Source organism: Enterococcus sp. C74, assembly GCF_040887125.1.
Taxonomy (GTDB): domain Bacteria; phylum Bacillota; class Bacilli; order Lactobacillales; family Enterococcaceae; genus Enterococcus_B; species Enterococcus_B hirae.
This window is the reverse complement of the sequence record NZ_JBFOFA010000003.1, coordinates 253,254-269,213: the sequence shown is the minus strand read 5'-3', so window position 1 is coordinate 269,213 and position 15,960 is coordinate 253,254. Positions and strand designations below refer to the sequence as shown.

Sequence of the window (15,960 nt, the reverse complement as noted above, 5' to 3'; positions counted from 1 at the left end):
CAATCAAGGAAATGGCTAGAACCGATTATGAATCAGACATCTGATCTAACGAAAGATTCAATTGTAATACATTAACGTATTTGCGATCTGAAAACCAATCCTTATGGCTGTTTTTTTCTATTATAGCATAGATATCCGCTTCTTTAAGACCTCGCTCTTGAGCGATTTTTGACACTTGAAAATTGGCTGCTTCCACACTGATATCCGGGTCTACACCACTTGCCGAAGCAGTCACTAGATCCACCGGAACTTCTTTTTGCGCTGGGTTTTCTTGAAGTTGTTTTTTCGTTCTCTGTTCCACACGTGAAGCTTGTTCTTTGGATACCGGCGACAGTTGGCTAACTTTTTCATTCCGTCCAGAAAAATAGCGAGTTGATTCAAAAGGTTGCCCAATCAACTTCGAACCTATGACTTTCCCATCATTGGTAACTTGACTGCCATTAGCTTGTTCATTGAAAAATAGTTGACCGACCCCGGTAACTAGTAATGTATACCCCCCTCCGAAAACAAGTAAACTTAACAATAAAAAACGAATACTTCCCATAACTGTTTTTCGCATCACTTTTCTCCTTTACAAAATCACGAATGATAAAATGACATCAATCAGTTTGATAAAAATAAATGGTGCAATGACACCTCCTAATCCATAGACAAGTAGATTATGTCGCAGGATTTGACTTGCTGGTTTTTCCTGGTAAGCAACACCTTTCAACGCTAACGGGATCAATGCCACAATCACCACCGCGTTATAAATGACCGCAGATAAAATAGCTGTTAAAGGCGTACTAAGTCCCATGATGTTCAATTGATCTAATTGTGGATAGATGCTATAGAACAAGACTGGGATCACCGCAAAATATTTAGCAACATCATTGGCAATACTAAAGGTCGTTAACGCTCCACGAGTCATCAATAGTTGTTTGCCGATTTGAACTACTTGCAGGAGTTTCGTAGGACTTGAATCTAAGTCGATCATGTTCCCTGCTTCTTTAGCAGCCTGGGTTCCTGTATTCATTGCCATCGCTACATCAGCTTGTGCTAATGCCGGAGCATCATTCGTTCCATCACCCGTCATTGCTACAAGGTGTCCTTTTTCTTGGTACTCACGGATTAATTCCATTTTGTTTTCTGGTGTTGCTTCTGCCAAAAAATCATCAACGCCAGCTTCTGCTGCAATCGCTGCAGCCGTCAAAGGATTATCCCCTGTGATCATGATCGTTTTGATCCCCATTTTCCGCATATCTGCAAATTTTTCTTTCACACCATTTTTTACAATATCTTTGAGATAAACGACACCTAGAACTTGGTAATTTTTGACAACTACTAATGGGGTTCCCCCTGCACGTGCGATTTGAGCCACTAATTGATCGCATTCTTCAGGATAGGTATGTCCATTTGCTTCCACGTATTTTTTCATAGTGTCAGCCGCACCTTTACGAATTTCGTCCCCGCGATAATCGATCCCGCTCATTCTTGTTTTGGCACTAAAATCAATAAATTTCACCTCAGATTGCTGAAATTCACGTTCCCGTAGATTGAATCGTTCTTTGGCTAAAATCACAATGCTTCTGCCTTCCGCTGTTTCATCTGCCAAAGAGGAAAGTTGGGCAGCATCCGCCAGTTCTCGTTCACTCACTTGATGAACTGGTAAAAATTCACTTGCACGTCGATTGCCCAGCGTAATCGTTCCTGTTTTATCCAATAATAAGACATCGACGTCTCCTGCCGCTTCGATTGCCCGACCACTCATGGCAATGACATTTTCTTTTGTCAATCGACTCATACCAGCAATACCGATCGAAGAGATCAACGCACCAATTGTCGTGGGTGCTAAACAAATCAATAACGCAATCACAATGATTAAAGAAAGCGGGCCACCTTTTCCTGCCAGCAGACTACTAAAGTGAGTAAACGGGATCAGCGTAATCGAAACTGTTAAGAAAATGATCGTCAAAGTGATCAAAAAGATTTGCAGTCCGATTTCATTCGGTGTTTTTTTTCGTTGGGTGCCTTCCACCATCGCAATCATTTTATCTAAAAATGATTGCCCGTTTTCGGAAGTGACCCTTATCACTAAATAATCAGAGACGACTGTCGTTCCTCCTGTCACAGCGCTTCGATCCCCTCCGGATTCCCGAATGACTGGTGCTGATTCTCCAGTAATGGCACTTTCATCGACGGAGGCAGCCCCTTCAATAACGTCCCCGTCTGCTGGGATTTGTTCACCTGCCTGGACATAAACCAGATCGCCTTTTTTCAAATCAGAAGAACGGATCTCAATAAAATTTTTTTCTTGCACATCTTCTAAACGGGTGATCTTATAGGTCATTACTTCTTTCTTCGCTTGCTTCAAACTATCCGCTTGTGCCTTCCCACGACCTTCAGCAACGGCTTCAGCAAAATTGGCAAATAATAGAGTCAACCATAAGAAAACCGTAATCGCAAGACTAAACCATAACGGTACATCCATCGGGTAAAAACACAAAATGGTTGTCAAAATCGCGCCTAAATAGACAACAAACATGACTGGATTTCTTAATTGCTGTCGTGGGTCCAACTTCTTGAACGATTGACCCACAGCCCATAAATAGATTTTTTTCATTTTTCTCACTCACTTTACTGTAAAATACTCAGCAATTGGTCCTAAGGCTAATGCTGGTAAGAAACTCAAGGCGCCGATCACTAAAATGACAATAATCAACATCGTAACAAACGTTGGACTGACGGTTGATAATGTCCCTGGACTCAACGCTGCTTTTTTCTTATTCCCCATGTTTTCTGCTAGGAATAAAATCGCAACGATCGGTAGATATCTGGAAAGCAGCATCAAGAAACTGCCTAAATAGTTAATAAACGGCGTATCTGCTAATAGACCTCCAAATGAACTCCCATTATTATTTGCTAAGGAAGTTGCACCATATAATAATTCACTAAATCCATGAGGTCCTTCATTAGTTAACCAAGTGAAGACTTCACTGTGGCTGATCAAGGCCATAGCTCCAAAGAGGGTCAACATTAAAGGAGTCAAAATAACTAAACTAGCCATCTTGATGTCAAACGCTTCAATTTTTTTCCCTAAATATTCGGGCGTACGACCAACTAATAAACCAGCAATAAAAACGGCTAACAAAAGAAAAGCAAGCATGCCGTATAGTCCACTACCAATCCCACCAAAAATAATCTCTCCTAATTGCATCAAAAAGAGTGGGATCGCTCCACCTAAGGGCGTAAAACTATCTAACATCGCATTGACCGAACCATTAGAAGCAGCAGTCGTGCTGACAGCCCATAAACTTGACCATCCCACACCGAAACGAACTTCTTTTCCTTCCATGTTGGCCGAACCTAACACTTGAGTAAAGTTTGGTCCATAATATTCACTAACTGCTACCCCGATAAACGCTAATAGAACAAAAGTGGTTGCAACGATTAATATCGTCCGCCCTTGTTTCCATTCTTTTACCCAAAAACCTAGTGTAAAAATCAATGCAGCAGGAATGAGCAAAATGGCAATATTTTCCAAGAAATTCGCTAAAATCGTTGGATTCTCAAAAGGATAAGCTGAATTTGCTCCAAAGAAACCACCACCATTCGTTCCTAACTGTTTGATAGCTACTTGGCTTGCTACCGGACCTAGATATAACCACAAATCTTTTCCTTCTAATCCTTGATAAGCTAGTCCTGATTGAAACGTTTGGATCGTTCCTTGAGAGATCAATAAGATGGCTAAAACGATGGAAAGCGGCAATAAGATATAGACTAGACCTCTGGTTAAATCTTGCCAAAAATTCCCTAATCGTTTATTTTTCACTTGAGTCAAACCTCTTAATAAGGCAACCAAAACTGCTAAGCCAACACCTGCAGATACAAAATTTTGAACTGTTAAGCCAAACATTTGCGAAAAATTCGATAAGGTAGTTTCCCCAGCATAGGCTTGCCAATTAGTATTCGTTACAAAGCTAACTGCCGTATTGAGGGCTAATGGGAAAGAAAGATTTTTAACTGTATTTCCTCCCGGCAACCATTCTTGTGTCATTAACAGACCAATCAGTAAAATGAGCGAAAAAAGGCTTAATGACAATACACTAAAAATGTAGCGTTTCGCCGTCATTTCTTTCTGACTTACTGGTCCGATTATTTTATAAAATAGTTTTTCAACGGGTTGCAAAAATCGTACGCCTTTAGGTATGTTATTTTGCATGATTTGTTTAATATACCACCCAAGAGGTAACGCTAGAATTAGTAACACAAATAAAAAAAACAATCCTTGATAAATGATACTACTCATAACTCTTCCCCCTTAAATAAAAACCAGAAAAGATAAATCATTAATAAAGCACTAATCAAACCAAATATAATCATCATTTTTCCTCTCTCCTTTATGATTTGATCATACAAAAAAAGATATAAAGATAGTGTGAAACTTTAAATCGTTTCTTTACACTATCTTTATATCTCTTGATTATTTATTCTTGTCTATTTTTCTCCATTATAAAAATAGAAGAAGCGTTTCAAAAAAATGTTCATCCTATTATAAAGCTTACCGCTACGTTTATACCCGTTGTTACCCTCTGAACAAATGGTATTCATAGCCTTTTTTATAACGCTACTGGTGTTGCAGTTTCTTGCAGCACTTGGTTGAGTTGTTGGATTTTTTTACTTCCTTCTTCGTTCATCCACGTCATTGCCGCTTCTTTTCCGTGTTTGACAAAAGTTTCTACCCCAGCACTCCACGTTGCCCGACCACAAAGAACCCCATTGAAGGTCGATCCTGCTGCCTTGGCAAAACGTAGTGTTTCATAAAATAATTCTGCTTCGACACCGGCACTTAAAAAGATATAAGGCAAATGGGTAGCAGCAGCTTGTTCTTGGAAAAATTTCGCTGCTTCTTCTTTCGTATGTACGAAATCTGTTTGACTATATCCTTCTACATATTGCATGTTGACAGGAACTTCCACTTTCAAGACATCGACATTGAATCGCTCTTCAGAAAACTTCTCCATCATTTTTATGACTTTGCCAGGTTTTTTCATCGCATATTCTTTTGATTGACTATCAGAAATGTTTTGATCATATGAAACTAATTCTAAAAAGAATGGTAAATTTTCTGCCTGACATTCTGAGCCGATTCGTTCGATAAATACCTGTTTTCGCTCATTGATTTCGTCACTTTCATCAACATCATAATAAAGTAAGAATTTACAAGCATCGGCACCTGCTTCTTTTAGATTCTTAACTGAACAAGTAGGTAAAAGATCAGGAAGTCTTCCAGGCACGGTACTATCATATCCCGTTTTTTCATAGGCAAGAAGTAAACCAGCTTCTTGCGCTTTCGCTTTCGCTGCAGGCAAGCCATACTCTGGGTCTAACAAAATCGCTGACGCATCTTTTGTTAGTTGCGAAGACACGATCATCTTAAATTCTTCCAGCTCTTTCGCACTTGCTTCTTCTCCTTTTGCTTTGGTAAGCATTTTACGTAATGCACCTCGTTGATCAATTGCTAAAGCGGCAAAGATTTGTTCTTTATTCCAGAGTTTTTTTAAATGTTTCATTTTTCCATCCATTGCTTCTATGTCACGCTCCTTTTAGTCTTCGTATTCGCCCATTTCCCATTTTTTAAGAAATTTTGCAAAAAATTCCGGCTTCTCTTGCGAAGCATTTGTGCTTTCACACTGGTTGATTTTTTCGATCAACTGTTTGTTTTTATCTGTTTCTTGATATTCTGCCTGAATAAAGGCTTCGATGACATCACAAATCAAAAATTCTCCTGTGATTCTGGCACCAAAACCAATGACGTTCGCATTTAGTTGCTCTTTTGCATAGATGGCACTGGTCATGTCACGTACCAACGCACCTCTTACTCCAGGTACTTTATTGACTGCATTGGTAATCCCGACACCTGTTCCACATAAACATACGCCTAAATCAACTTCTTTTTTAACTACTGCTTCTCCAATTTTTTTCCCATATATCGGGTAATGTGTGCGGGTAAAATCATAGGTCCCTACATCCACTACTTCATGCCCTTTTGATTTCAAAAAATCCGCAACTGCTATTTTTGTATCTGTTACGATGTGGTCACATCCAATTGCTATTCTCATTATCTGCTCCTTTCTTAACCCATTTCATTTAACATATCTACACGAATCTGATGACGACCACCACTATAAGATGCGGTCAAAAATCCCTTAACGATATTTAACGCAAGCTCTTTACCAACAATCGCTGCGCCTAAGGTAATCATTCGGGCATCATTATGATCTCTAGTCATATAAGCACTTCTTTCATCCGACACTTCAGCTGCCACGATTCCTTTTATTTTTGTTGCGACCATAAAGCTCCCTGCACCATAACCATCAATAGCGATCCCTAGACTTTCCGGGTGTTCTTTTAAATCTGTTGTGATAGCTAATGTAGATGCAATAAAATCTTCTGCTGGTTGAATACTTTTATCTTCTACTTCAAATCCCTCTTGCACGAGCTTATCTTTTAACCATTCTTTTAATTCCATTCCGTCGCTATCCGCACCAATGACTACTCGCATACTCATTTTTCCTCCTGTTTAGTTTTCTCATTTCTCGCTAGTTTCATTTTTAATCGGTTGATCCAATACTTTTTCTTTGCTGATTTTTTGGTACCAATAAGCACTCTTTTTAGGAAATCGTTGCTGCGTATCAAAATCTACGTAAAATAATCCATAACGTTTATTGTAACCATTTGTCCAAGAAAACATATCCATCAACGACCAAATAAAGTATCCCTCAATTCTCACACCTTGGTCGATCGCCCGTAAAATAGCGGCTAGATGAAGACGAACATAATCGATCCGCTCCTCATCATTGATTTGTCCCGCTTCAAAATGATCCTTACTCCCTAAACCATTTTCTGTTACATAGATTTTTCCATAGTTCGGATAATTCTGTTTGATCAAGAGAAGCATATCTTCCAACCCTTGTGGATAGATCGGCCAATCCCAGTCAGTCGTTGGGATTACAGGATTTGTTACCCTTTCTCCTACACCTTGCAAGGCAAAGATACTACTTCCTTTTTCACCAGTTCCGTTATGTTGGATTTTTGATGTTCCTGTATAGCCTTTTAAAAAATGACTCGCATAATAATTGACTCCTAAAAAATCAATCATTTTTGCTGCTTCTTTTAGATGATCAAAATCTTCTATTTTGAGTTCAAGCTGCGCCCCATTTGCAGATAAGATCTCATTGATCACACGCATCGTTTCTGCTGAGTATTCCCCTTTAAACGTCGCATCCAATAGAAATTGATTCGCCAAGATATGTTCTTTCTTCGCTGACAGGCTATCTTCTCTCTGATCAGTTATCCCGTACTTTGATTCTAAAATATGAACGATCCCGATCTCACCTTGGTAATTAGCTTCCTTGTATTTTTTGACTACGCGAGCGTGGGCAACCATCATGTTGTGCATCGATTGGATCGCTTTACCCAGCTCATATTGATTGTTCGGCGGAAAATGACCGATGATGTATTGACCGGCAACCACTGACCAAGGTTCATTGATCGTGATCCAATGTTTCACTTTGTCCCCGTATTCTTCGAAACAAAATTGCGCAAAGTCAACATAATCATCCACCATATTTGCAGACAACCAATCACCATCTTTAAATTGCTTCTCTGGTGTATCAAAATGGTGCAAAGTCACAAACGGCGTGACTCCATTTTTGATACAAGAATCGATCAAACGATGATAAAATTGGACACCGATCGGATCGACCTTCTCCCTCCCACTAGGAAAGATCCTAGACCAGGCAATCGAAATCCGAATGCCATTGATGCCAAACTGATGACATGCTTGTAAGTCTTCTGCATAACGATTATAGAAATCACTTGCTTGACTAGGGTCAAACGTCCCTGTCTTTTTAAGGTAATCATCCCAATAATTTTTCCCACGGTTTCCTATTGAAAGGGCACCCTCAGCTTGATAAGCGGCCGTTGCCGCTCCAAAAATAAAATGTTCTGGAAATTTATTCATCGCATCCTCCACATCATGTTAGATTTTCAAAAACAAAGTTGACCGCATCAGTAGGTGCTTTTGCAAGTTTGACGTACTCGATTCCCGTAGTAGAAACAGTTTGTGTTTTATGGTCCTTCGCACTTTCTCTCAGTTCCTCAAGCATCGAAGCCATTTGCGGAGCTAAGATAATCAAGTCAAACTCGCCAATCTGATCTTTATGTTGCCCATAAGCCATTGCCGTCGCATCCACACCGATACTCAATTCCTTCGCACCCTTTTTAATTGCATTGGCTAACATCGAACTAGTTGCTCCATTGGCACAAAGTACAAGAACATTAGTCTGATCAGTCTGATCATTCTTTTGTTTAGCAAATGCCGGTGAAACGACTGCTGGTTTGACAGTTGTACTTTCCAACTGATCCCCGTGCCCTATTTCTTTTTCTTTCACTAATAATTCATTGTCATAGGCTTTGAAAAATGGATAGTAAATCGCAAAATCAACGGTTAATAAAACAATCATCAAAACGATCGATAGTCCAGCAAAACCTGTCCCTAAGATCAACCCTACTGGTCCAGGAGTTGTCCATGGCAGATTGTAGATGAATCCATTCATATCTAACACCTCAACAAAAAATTTAAAGATCCAGACATTGAGGATCGGTGCAAGAATAAAAGGAATAAAAAAGATAGGATTCAATACAATTGGTGCACCAAACAGCATGGGTTCATTCACACCAAACAAAACGGGAATCGCTGAGGCACGTCCCATTGTTTTTAACTGCTTTGACTTTGCTAGAAAAGCAAACATCAACGTAATGACCAATGTCGCACCCGTCCCACCTAGTGTGGCAACAAAGTATTGTAAGCCTTGAGATAAAATTTTCGGTGCATGTTCCCCACTTTGATACAGTTGAAAATTCATCTCTACATTTGTTATGTAGATGGCAGCAACAGCTGGCTCAACAATAGAGGGACCGTGGATACCGACAAACCAGAAAAACGCCATTGCCCCAAAAATGAGTGCTAACCCAAAATAGCCATCGGCCGCTGAGAAAATTGGTTGAAACAGCTCAATCAATTTTTCTGAAAACCCACTACCGACAAGGTTACGAAAACCCAAATCAAATCCCCAAAAAAAGACGGTCGACAGTGTAATCGGGATCAAATCCTTAAATGTCTGTGAGATATTACCAGGAACTTCCTCTGGCATTTTCACTGTCAAATTCTTGCTAACACAGAATCGATAGATATTAGGAACAATAAAACCAACAATGAACGCTGTCATCAATCCTTTGGTCCCCATGTAATCAGAAGCAAATCCACCTTCTAACGAATCAACCCCAACAATCAAGAAACCAATAAAAGCAGCGATCATGGTTGAAGTACTATTGATTTGATTCGTTTTTGGCAATTTAGTATTAAAGTTTTCTGTCAAACTCTTGGTCACTGTAGCAGCCATTAAGATCCCTAATATCCCCATGGACCCGTTATACGCTTTCATTAGAATGGACTCTATTTCTTCTCCCCAATGAAAATTGAATGCGTTGGGAACATATGCTACCAATAAAAAAAAGCTTGAAAAAAGAATGACAGGGATAAGACTGATAAAACCATCCCTAATTGCTCTTAAATAAGAATTATTAGAAATTTTCTCAAAAAACGGTTTCATTTTTTCGATACGTTTGATCATTGCATTCATACCCAGGCTCCTCTATGATTTTTTATAAATATTAAAGAGATGTTGAATGACATCTTTCAATAGCAACGTGGTCATTAGATGATCTTGGGCGTGAACCATAATAAACCCTACTTCAATTGTTTCACCACTCGCTTCAGCAGCTAACATTTTAGTTTGAGAATTGTGCGCTTCAACCAAACTCTGATTTGCTTCTTCAACTAATCCATTGGCTTCTTCAAATTCCCCCTTCTCTGCTTTAGCTAACGCTTCGATCAATTTCGATCTTGCTTCACCAGCAAAAGCTACCACTTCAAATCCAATCATTGCTACTGTTTCTTTATCCATTTTTCTTCCTCCATTCTCTTACAAGAACATTATATTTGTTCCAGTTTATGTTTGTTTGTGTTCGTTTTTGTCCTTTGCAAACAAATAGTAACCGAATGTTTTTAACATGTCAATCTATTTTCTTATACAAACCTTTAATATTTGACAACCTCCTTTGAATGTTTTATGTTTATTTCAAACAAAAAAATAAGAACCACGAAATATCAGGGAGTTTATATCATGTTAAAAGAAGAACGACAAAAATACTTATTAGCACAACTAGAGAAGAACGGCATCGTGAAAGTGGCCGATATTGTTCAAGAATTGAAAGTAGCTGATATGACTGTTCGTAGAGATTTGCAGGAATTGGAGGATAAGGGGTTAATCATTCGCATTCATGGTGGTGCCAAACTATTAAATCCTAAAACTTCCGTGATCGAACTAAGTCATCGGGAAAAAAAGGATCTTCATTTGTCAGAAAAAATAGAAATTGCCACAATCATTGCGAATCATATCCACGAAGGCGATACTGTCTTTTTAGGACCTGGAACAACGATTGAATTAGCTTATGATTTTTTGACGATTAACCATGCTAAAATCATCACCAATTCGATCCATGTGTTTAACAAATTCAAAAGTGATCCTCGATTTGAGATCATCCTGATCGGCGGCTCCTATCGAAATAAGACCGGCGCTTTCGTTGGGACGATCGCCAATGATTTTATTGCAAATATCCATGTAAAAAAAAGTTTCATCGGGGTAAATGGATTAGATAAAACATCCGTTTTCACTTCAAATGAAGACGAAGGATTGACTCAACGTTACGCATTGAACAGCGCTGAAACACGATATATCGTAGCAGATCATCATAAACTTGATAAAAAAGATTTCTATGGCTTTTATCCACTCCAAGAAGTCGACTATTTGATTACCGATTCTGCTATATCCGATAGTCAAAAAGAAACTTTTGGCAAACATGTTCAATTATTAATTGATTAAAACTCTTTTAAGTAGTTAAAGAAACGAAAAATTAAAGGAAGACAGCGCCCAAATGGCCCTTTCATCGGGCCAATCCAAACGCTGCCTTTTTCGTTTTCTTCATTCCCTTGATCAATCAAGGCTCTTTATATATTTCGATTAGAATTAATATTTCATATGCTTTCTTTGATACACTAATTTTTTTCAAGAAATTTTATCCTTTATCATGATCCAGCTCAATTTTTCCGTTATCGATCTAGCTCATTCGCTAATATTGTTTCAACAATCAACTGAACCACTAAGTCAAAACCTTCTGTCTGGATTGGCATATCCGTTTGTTGCCTAAGCTTCACAATCTCTATCTTTCTCAACGGAACAGCTGCTTTATTTTCTGTAAGAGCTCTGTTCACCGCACTGCTCAAGCCACCAATAACTGCATAATTTTCGATAGTGACCACTTGTGTTTTCCCTTTCAACTCGTTAAGGATCAACTGTTTATCGATTGGTTTGATCGTAAACATATCAATGACTTCGCAACTAATTTGACAGGACTTTAACCGCTTAGCAACATTGAGAGCTTCGTAAACTAATCTGCCAGCGACAATAATTAAAATATCTGTTCCATGCCATACAATGTTTCCTTTGCCTAATTGAAAAGTCGTTTCTTTTTTATAGATATTAGGTATCCTTTTATTTTCTCCGCGTACATAGTGAATACCGCTCAATTGGCTAAATTCTTTGATGATCCATGCCATTTGCACCTCATCTGTTGCTTCACAAATAATTGAATTTGGGATCATTGTCATCAACGCTAAATCTTCCCCTAGTTCATTGACGCGTTCCTTTCCATTTCGATTAGATACGAAATATTCCCCAAAAATATTGATGGTATTTCCACCGTATCCTTCGGAAATGAATAATTGATCAAAAATTTTTCGAATCGCATGAGAATCAAAAAGATGGATAAAAGGTTGGTAGCCAGCTAAACTTAACCCCGCTGCAATACCTACCATGTTCTCTTCATCCACAGGCATGTTGAGATATCTCTTTGGGTGTTCATTTTTTAAATCAACCCAATTACTAAATGATTCAAACTTATTTTCTAACGCAACGATATTGTGGTTTTTTGTCATTAATTCATTTAATGTATCAACTATGCAAGTACGAAGTTCTTTCCTTACAGATAACGAGTTACTTAACTGAACCATTTAGCTCATCCTTTCAAGCTTTTCTTGTAATTTCAAAATCGTTTTTTCTATCTCTTGATGGAATGTTTTAGGAATTTTTTTACTTGAATCCTTATGATCGTCCATTGTTAAGTCTGATAGCACTCGCTCTGGATAACTTTCTAAAACAATACAGAAGGCTTGTGTCGTCCTCATTTTATACTCTTCAATCGCCTCATTGATTGCTTTGATATTTGTCCCATCAACGAGCAACGTATAAAACCCAGCCTTCTCTGCTTTTCTTTTCAATAGATAAGATTTCTCATACCTTTTGCTTAACTGTTCTCGTTTTCTATAACCACTATCAATAATTACCAAGCAATGATCTAATTTAAAATGAGCAATACACTGAAATACTTGCCAGCAACGTTCATCTTTTAATTCGTCTTCATCCATCACTAAATAAACATCATTTTCCTTATTTGCTATTTTTAATCCCATCGCAAGACCTGCAGCTATTGCAACACCGTTATTTAAGTCCCCGATTGTCACATCGATTCCAGGAGTCTTTGAACGATCTAACTTTTTAGGGAGTCTGTCCCCTTGATGACTCATCGTCCATAGCCACTTCTTATCAAAATACCCTAGATTAGATAAAGTACTATATAATTCCAATACCGCATGACTTTTAGCTAAAACTAATTGATCACGATTTCCCCAATCTGGTTTTTTCGGGTCAATCTTCATCTGTTTACCGTATAAAACAGCTAACAATTTGATCATAGAAAAAGAACAATCCATTGATTCTTCTCCTCTTTGTTTAACACTTATCAAAATATCTAGTTGAATGTTTAATGCTAATTTTTCCAATTGAGTCACTTGTTTATGATCAATAGCCATAACGATTCCTCCTATAAATGAATTAGAGAATAATTCATGATGCCATACAGATTTTTCACATGATATGTATACTTTCTCTTTTATGATCTGATCAAAATAAGATGATACTCCTTAATCTACAACCTCACTGGACACTTCCCTCCTTTTGAACTGAGTGTAAAGCCATTTTATGTCATCTTATGTCCCCTTTTCCTTCCCTACCCCTTCATATATAACATAAGTACACATCTCATAATATATTCAGTATATTCATTTATAAAATAAAAAAATAGAAAATATTTAATAAGATAAATTTGTTATAATAAAAACAAAAAGTCTGTTATCATAAAAAAATATTACAACAAAAAAATTACATTATCAACATTAAGAATAAAGATACATATAATAAACGAGATACACCTTCCTATTAAAAATGTTATTTTAAAATAACGATAAAAAATATTTATCTTATTCCATTACCAAACTACCTCACTGAAACCGGAGTAAATTGTTTTGTTAAAAATGAAAATGACTCACCCTATAAAAACTCTTTCGGTATTTCCCATCTGAATATTCCGATCCCTCTTCAATCTCACTGCTCCTAATTATTTTAGGCTTTTTGATTTCCGGCTGTACTAGGACATACTGGTGCGTTGGTTTACTCATTGAATCTTCTATTTTCAAAATAATTTGCAGTTGTTCGTATAGCTAAATGAAATTTCTTGCTAATGTTCATTCAATCGTTGCTTGAACAATTAGTAAAAACATAGAAAAACAATCAGGTATCTAATTGACATTCCGTCGTTTTCATTTACGTGGAAAACAGGATCCATTAATTAAGCACCTTCGCACTCATGGTACTTAATTGAAGAAAATTCGTGAAAGATCGTGCCTAGAACAGAAAAAATAAGCCTGACTTTGACGTAATGAATCAAAATCAGGCTTACTTTCTTTTTAGGTTAATGATTGTTTCAGACCTTTCATTTTACAAAAGAATACGCTACGCTCTCAACTACTATCCCAGTTACTAATCAATGTGTGATAGTTAAACAATTCGTGCACAATACTGAAAATGGCTTCTGTTTTTTTGAACAAAGCGATGAGCTATTTATAGCCAGTAGATCTATGGGAACAAATAAACGAACACCAAGCGTTTTTTGTGTTTCTCTTGAGGTCGTGAAAAGAGTGTCTTGACCTGAGCACTCACCAAGTAAAAACTGCAACGAGTAATCGCAGGAACATTAAGGATGAAAATCTCGAAACAGCTCCCCATGTTTTGAGATTTTTTGACTTATCGCCGAAGGTCAGCTCTTTGAACACCGTTTATTCGTTTTTAGAGATACTAGAAGATACTGAGAGAACTTTTGTCCCAGTCCCGATGCTTATTTGAACAACCCCATTGAATGAATAACTCTATGATTTCTAGATAAAAGATTTTCAAACAAAAATACAAGTTTTTTCACTCATTTTTTGCTATACCAATCGATCAATATCATACTCAAACCCATTTTGATTGCTTAACTGTTTGTAGAACTCACCACTTTTCTTGATCGTCCGTTTTTGGGTTGGCAGATCAAGAGAAATTAGTCCATAACGGTTCTTATATGCATTGATCCAGGACCAGCAGTCAATAAAGGTCCAAAGATGATACCCTTTGATATTACAGCCGTCATTGATTGCTTTCCAAAGATAGGCGAGGTGATCTTGGATATATTCGATCCGGTAATCATCAATCACTTGCCCACTTTCATCCATAAAGCGTTCCTCATCTGCTACGCCCATCCCATTTTCAGAGATAAAGGATTCGATATTCCCATAGTTTTCTTTGATATCCATGCATAAATCATGGATACCTTTTTCATAAATTTCCCAACCACGATATTCATTCATCCGTCGTCCCGGCATCACATGATTCTCAAAAAACCAATCCGGTAAGAACGGACCCTCTTGATTGATTGCAGTTAAACGAGCCTTCACACGACGTGGTTCATAATAGTTCAATCCTAAGATTTGTGCCGTGTTCTCTTTGATACAACGCAGGTCTTCCTCGGTATAATCCGTTGGCAATTGATCATATTCACGTAAAAGGTTAATTAATTTTTCTGGATAAACACCCTTGACCATTGGATCTAAAAAACTGCGAACATAAAAAAGATCCGCAATTTCAGCTGCCTTCACATCAGCGGGGGTTTGACTCCTTGGAAATGTCGGGCTTAAATTCAAGATAACACCTATTTTACTGTTCAAATTCAACTCTTTGTGTGCTGCAATTGCTTTCGCGTGAGCCAAAATAGTAAAGTGAGCCGCTTGCGCTCCTCGTTTGAAATCAATCAAATTTGGGTAATGGAAGTCTTCCAAATATGACCCTAAGATCGGCCCCAACGGTTCATTGAAAGTGAACCAGTGGTAGACGAGATCGCCAAACTCCTTGAAACAAGTAACTGCAAATTGCACATATGCATCGACAACTTCCCGTGATTCCCAACCGCCTTTATCCTGTTGGGCTGCTGGCATATCAAAATGATAAAGATTGGCGAATACTTTAATACCATTGTTATTCATCTCAGTAAATAAATCCCGATAAAATTCAACCGCTTTTGGATTTACCTCCCCTACTCCATCATTTGGGAACATCCGCGCCCAAGAGATCGAGACCCGAAAGGAATTATGTCCGGTTTGCTTCATCAGTTGAACGTCTTCTTTATAACGATGAATGTGATCTGTCGTAATTTCTGAACTAATCCTTTGATAAAAACGGTATGGTTGTTCTTTGTACCAACGTTCCCAAACCGTTTCGGCTTTTCCAGTTTCACCACGACCTTCTGCTTGCTCAGCTGACCAAGCAGAACCCCACCAAAAGTTTTCTGGAAATGTTAATTGTTGTTTGTTCATTGTATCCTCCTAAAATGACATTCTCTTGAGTACTACTCCATCATAACACCGCTTCC

The 15,960-nt window shown here is 38.0% G+C and carries 13 protein-coding genes; 1 reads left to right on the top strand and 12 read right to left on the bottom strand.

The window, feature by feature from the left end:
• Positions 1-25 precede the first annotated feature (25 nt).
• The 9 genes from AB3H93_RS05765 to AB3H93_RS05725 form a co-directional block, all read right to left on the bottom strand.
• Positions 26-559, bottom strand: a complete 534-nt coding sequence (locus tag AB3H93_RS05765; protein ID WP_034700806.1) for a potassium-transporting ATPase subunit C — start codon at positions 557-559, stop codon at positions 26-28.
• 12 nt (positions 560-571) lie between these two features.
• Positions 572-2,602, bottom strand: a complete 2,031-nt coding sequence (gene kdpB, locus AB3H93_RS05760) for a potassium-transporting ATPase subunit KdpB (protein WP_368020274.1) — start codon at positions 2,600-2,602, stop codon at positions 572-574.
• 9 nt (positions 2,603-2,611) lie between these two features.
• On the bottom strand, positions 2,612-4,288 hold the full coding sequence (gene kdpA / locus AB3H93_RS05755; RefSeq protein WP_368020273.1) for a potassium-transporting ATPase subunit KdpA: 1,677 nt from the start codon (positions 4,286-4,288) through the stop codon (positions 2,612-2,614).
• 310 nt (positions 4,289-4,598) lie between these two features.
• Positions 4,599-5,552 carry a tagatose-bisphosphate aldolase gene (lacD, locus tag AB3H93_RS05750; protein WP_232088589.1) on the bottom strand — a complete coding sequence of 318 codons (954 nt, stop codon included), beginning with the start codon at positions 5,550-5,552 and terminating at the stop codon, positions 4,599-4,601.
• Positions 5,553-5,585: 33 nt separating this feature from the next.
• A complete protein-coding gene (gene lacB, locus AB3H93_RS05745; RefSeq protein ID WP_063627351.1) occupies positions 5,586-6,101 on the bottom strand; it encodes a galactose-6-phosphate isomerase subunit LacB in 516 nt (171 codons plus the stop codon).
• A 14-nt stretch (positions 6,102-6,115) separates the two neighbouring features.
• Positions 6,116-6,544, bottom strand: a complete 429-nt coding sequence (gene lacA / locus AB3H93_RS05740; protein ID WP_010718450.1) for a galactose-6-phosphate isomerase subunit LacA — start codon at positions 6,542-6,544, stop codon at positions 6,116-6,118.
• Between the two features lie 27 nt (positions 6,545-6,571).
• Positions 6,572-8,005 carry a 6-phospho-beta-galactosidase gene (gene lacG, locus AB3H93_RS05735; protein WP_063627353.1) on the bottom strand — a complete coding sequence of 478 codons (1,434 nt, stop codon included), beginning with the start codon at positions 8,003-8,005 and terminating at the stop codon, positions 6,572-6,574.
• A gap of 13 nt (positions 8,006-8,018) precedes the next feature.
• A complete protein-coding gene (locus AB3H93_RS05730) occupies positions 8,019-9,686 on the bottom strand; it encodes a PTS transporter subunit EIIC (protein WP_368020272.1) in 1,668 nt (555 codons plus the stop codon).
• A 12-nt stretch (positions 9,687-9,698) separates the two neighbouring features.
• Positions 9,699-10,010: a PTS lactose/cellobiose transporter subunit IIA gene (locus tag AB3H93_RS05725; protein ID WP_034700819.1), complete on the bottom strand. Its 312-nt coding sequence runs from the start codon at positions 10,008-10,010 to the stop codon at positions 9,699-9,701.
• A 219-nt stretch (positions 10,011-10,229) separates the two neighbouring features.
• Between AB3H93_RS05725 and AB3H93_RS05720 the strand changes: the two genes are divergently transcribed.
• Positions 10,230-10,988 (top strand): DeoR/GlpR family DNA-binding transcription regulator, encoded by a 759-nt coding sequence (locus AB3H93_RS05720; RefSeq protein ID WP_034700821.1) that lies wholly within the window; start codon positions 10,230-10,232, stop codon positions 10,986-10,988.
• 227 nt (positions 10,989-11,215) lie between these two features.
• Here AB3H93_RS05720 and AB3H93_RS05715 read toward each other — a convergent pair whose 3' ends face one another.
• From AB3H93_RS05715 to AB3H93_RS05705, 3 genes are all read right to left on the bottom strand, one after another.
• Complete coding sequence (locus AB3H93_RS05715) at positions 11,216-12,175, bottom strand: transketolase family protein (RefSeq protein WP_368020271.1); 960 nt, start codon at positions 12,173-12,175, stop codon at positions 11,216-11,218.
• Positions 12,176-13,033 (bottom strand): transketolase, encoded by an 858-nt coding sequence (locus AB3H93_RS05710; RefSeq protein WP_368020270.1) that lies wholly within the window; start codon positions 13,031-13,033, stop codon positions 12,176-12,178. It lies immediately after the preceding gene.
• Positions 13,034-14,485: 1,452 nt separating this feature from the next.
• Positions 14,486-15,904, bottom strand: coding sequence for a glycoside hydrolase family 1 protein (locus AB3H93_RS05705; protein WP_034700827.1), 1,419 nt, complete (start codon positions 15,902-15,904; stop codon positions 14,486-14,488).
• Positions 15,905-15,960: the final 56 nt, after the last annotated feature.

Bases quoted from the DNA above. Each gene is read 5' to 3' on its own strand.
- AB3H93_RS05765 (WP_034700806.1), bottom strand. From the start codon at position 559: ATGCGAAAAACAGTTATGGGAAGTATTCGTTTTTTATTGTTAAGTTTA.
- kdpB (WP_368020274.1), bottom strand. From the start codon at position 2,602: ATGAAAAAAATCTATTTATGGGCTGTGGGTCAATCGTTCAAGAAGTTG.
- kdpA (WP_368020273.1), bottom strand. From the start codon at position 4,288: ATGAGTAGTATCATTTATCAAGGATTGTTTTTTTTATTTGTGTTACTA.
- lacD (WP_232088589.1), bottom strand. From the start codon at position 5,552: ATGAAACATTTAAAAAAACTCTGGAATAAAGAACAAATCTTTGCCGCT.
- lacB (WP_063627351.1), bottom strand. From the start codon at position 6,101: ATGAGAATAGCAATTGGATGTGACCACATCGTAACAGATACAAAAATA.
- lacA (WP_010718450.1), bottom strand. From the start codon at position 6,544: ATGCGAGTAGTCATTGGTGCGGATAGCGACGGAATGGAATTAAAAGAA.
- lacG (WP_063627353.1), bottom strand. From the start codon at position 8,005: ATGAATAAATTTCCAGAACATTTTATTTTTGGAGCGGCAACGGCCGCT.
- AB3H93_RS05730 (WP_368020272.1), bottom strand. From the start codon at position 9,686: ATGAATGCAATGATCAAACGTATCGAAAAAATGAAACCGTTTTTTGAG.
- AB3H93_RS05725 (WP_034700819.1), bottom strand. From the start codon at position 10,010: ATGGATAAAGAAACAGTAGCAATGATTGGATTTGAAGTGGTAGCTTTT.
- AB3H93_RS05720 (WP_034700821.1), top strand. From the start codon at position 10,230: ATGTTAAAAGAAGAACGACAAAAATACTTATTAGCACAACTAGAGAAG.
- AB3H93_RS05715 (WP_368020271.1), bottom strand. From the start codon at position 12,175: ATGGTTCAGTTAAGTAACTCGTTATCTGTAAGGAAAGAACTTCGTACT.
- AB3H93_RS05710 (WP_368020270.1), bottom strand. From the start codon at position 13,033: ATGGCTATTGATCATAAACAAGTGACTCAATTGGAAAAATTAGCATTA.
- AB3H93_RS05705 (WP_034700827.1), bottom strand. From the start codon at position 15,904: ATGAACAAACAACAATTAACATTTCCAGAAAACTTTTGGTGGGGTTCT.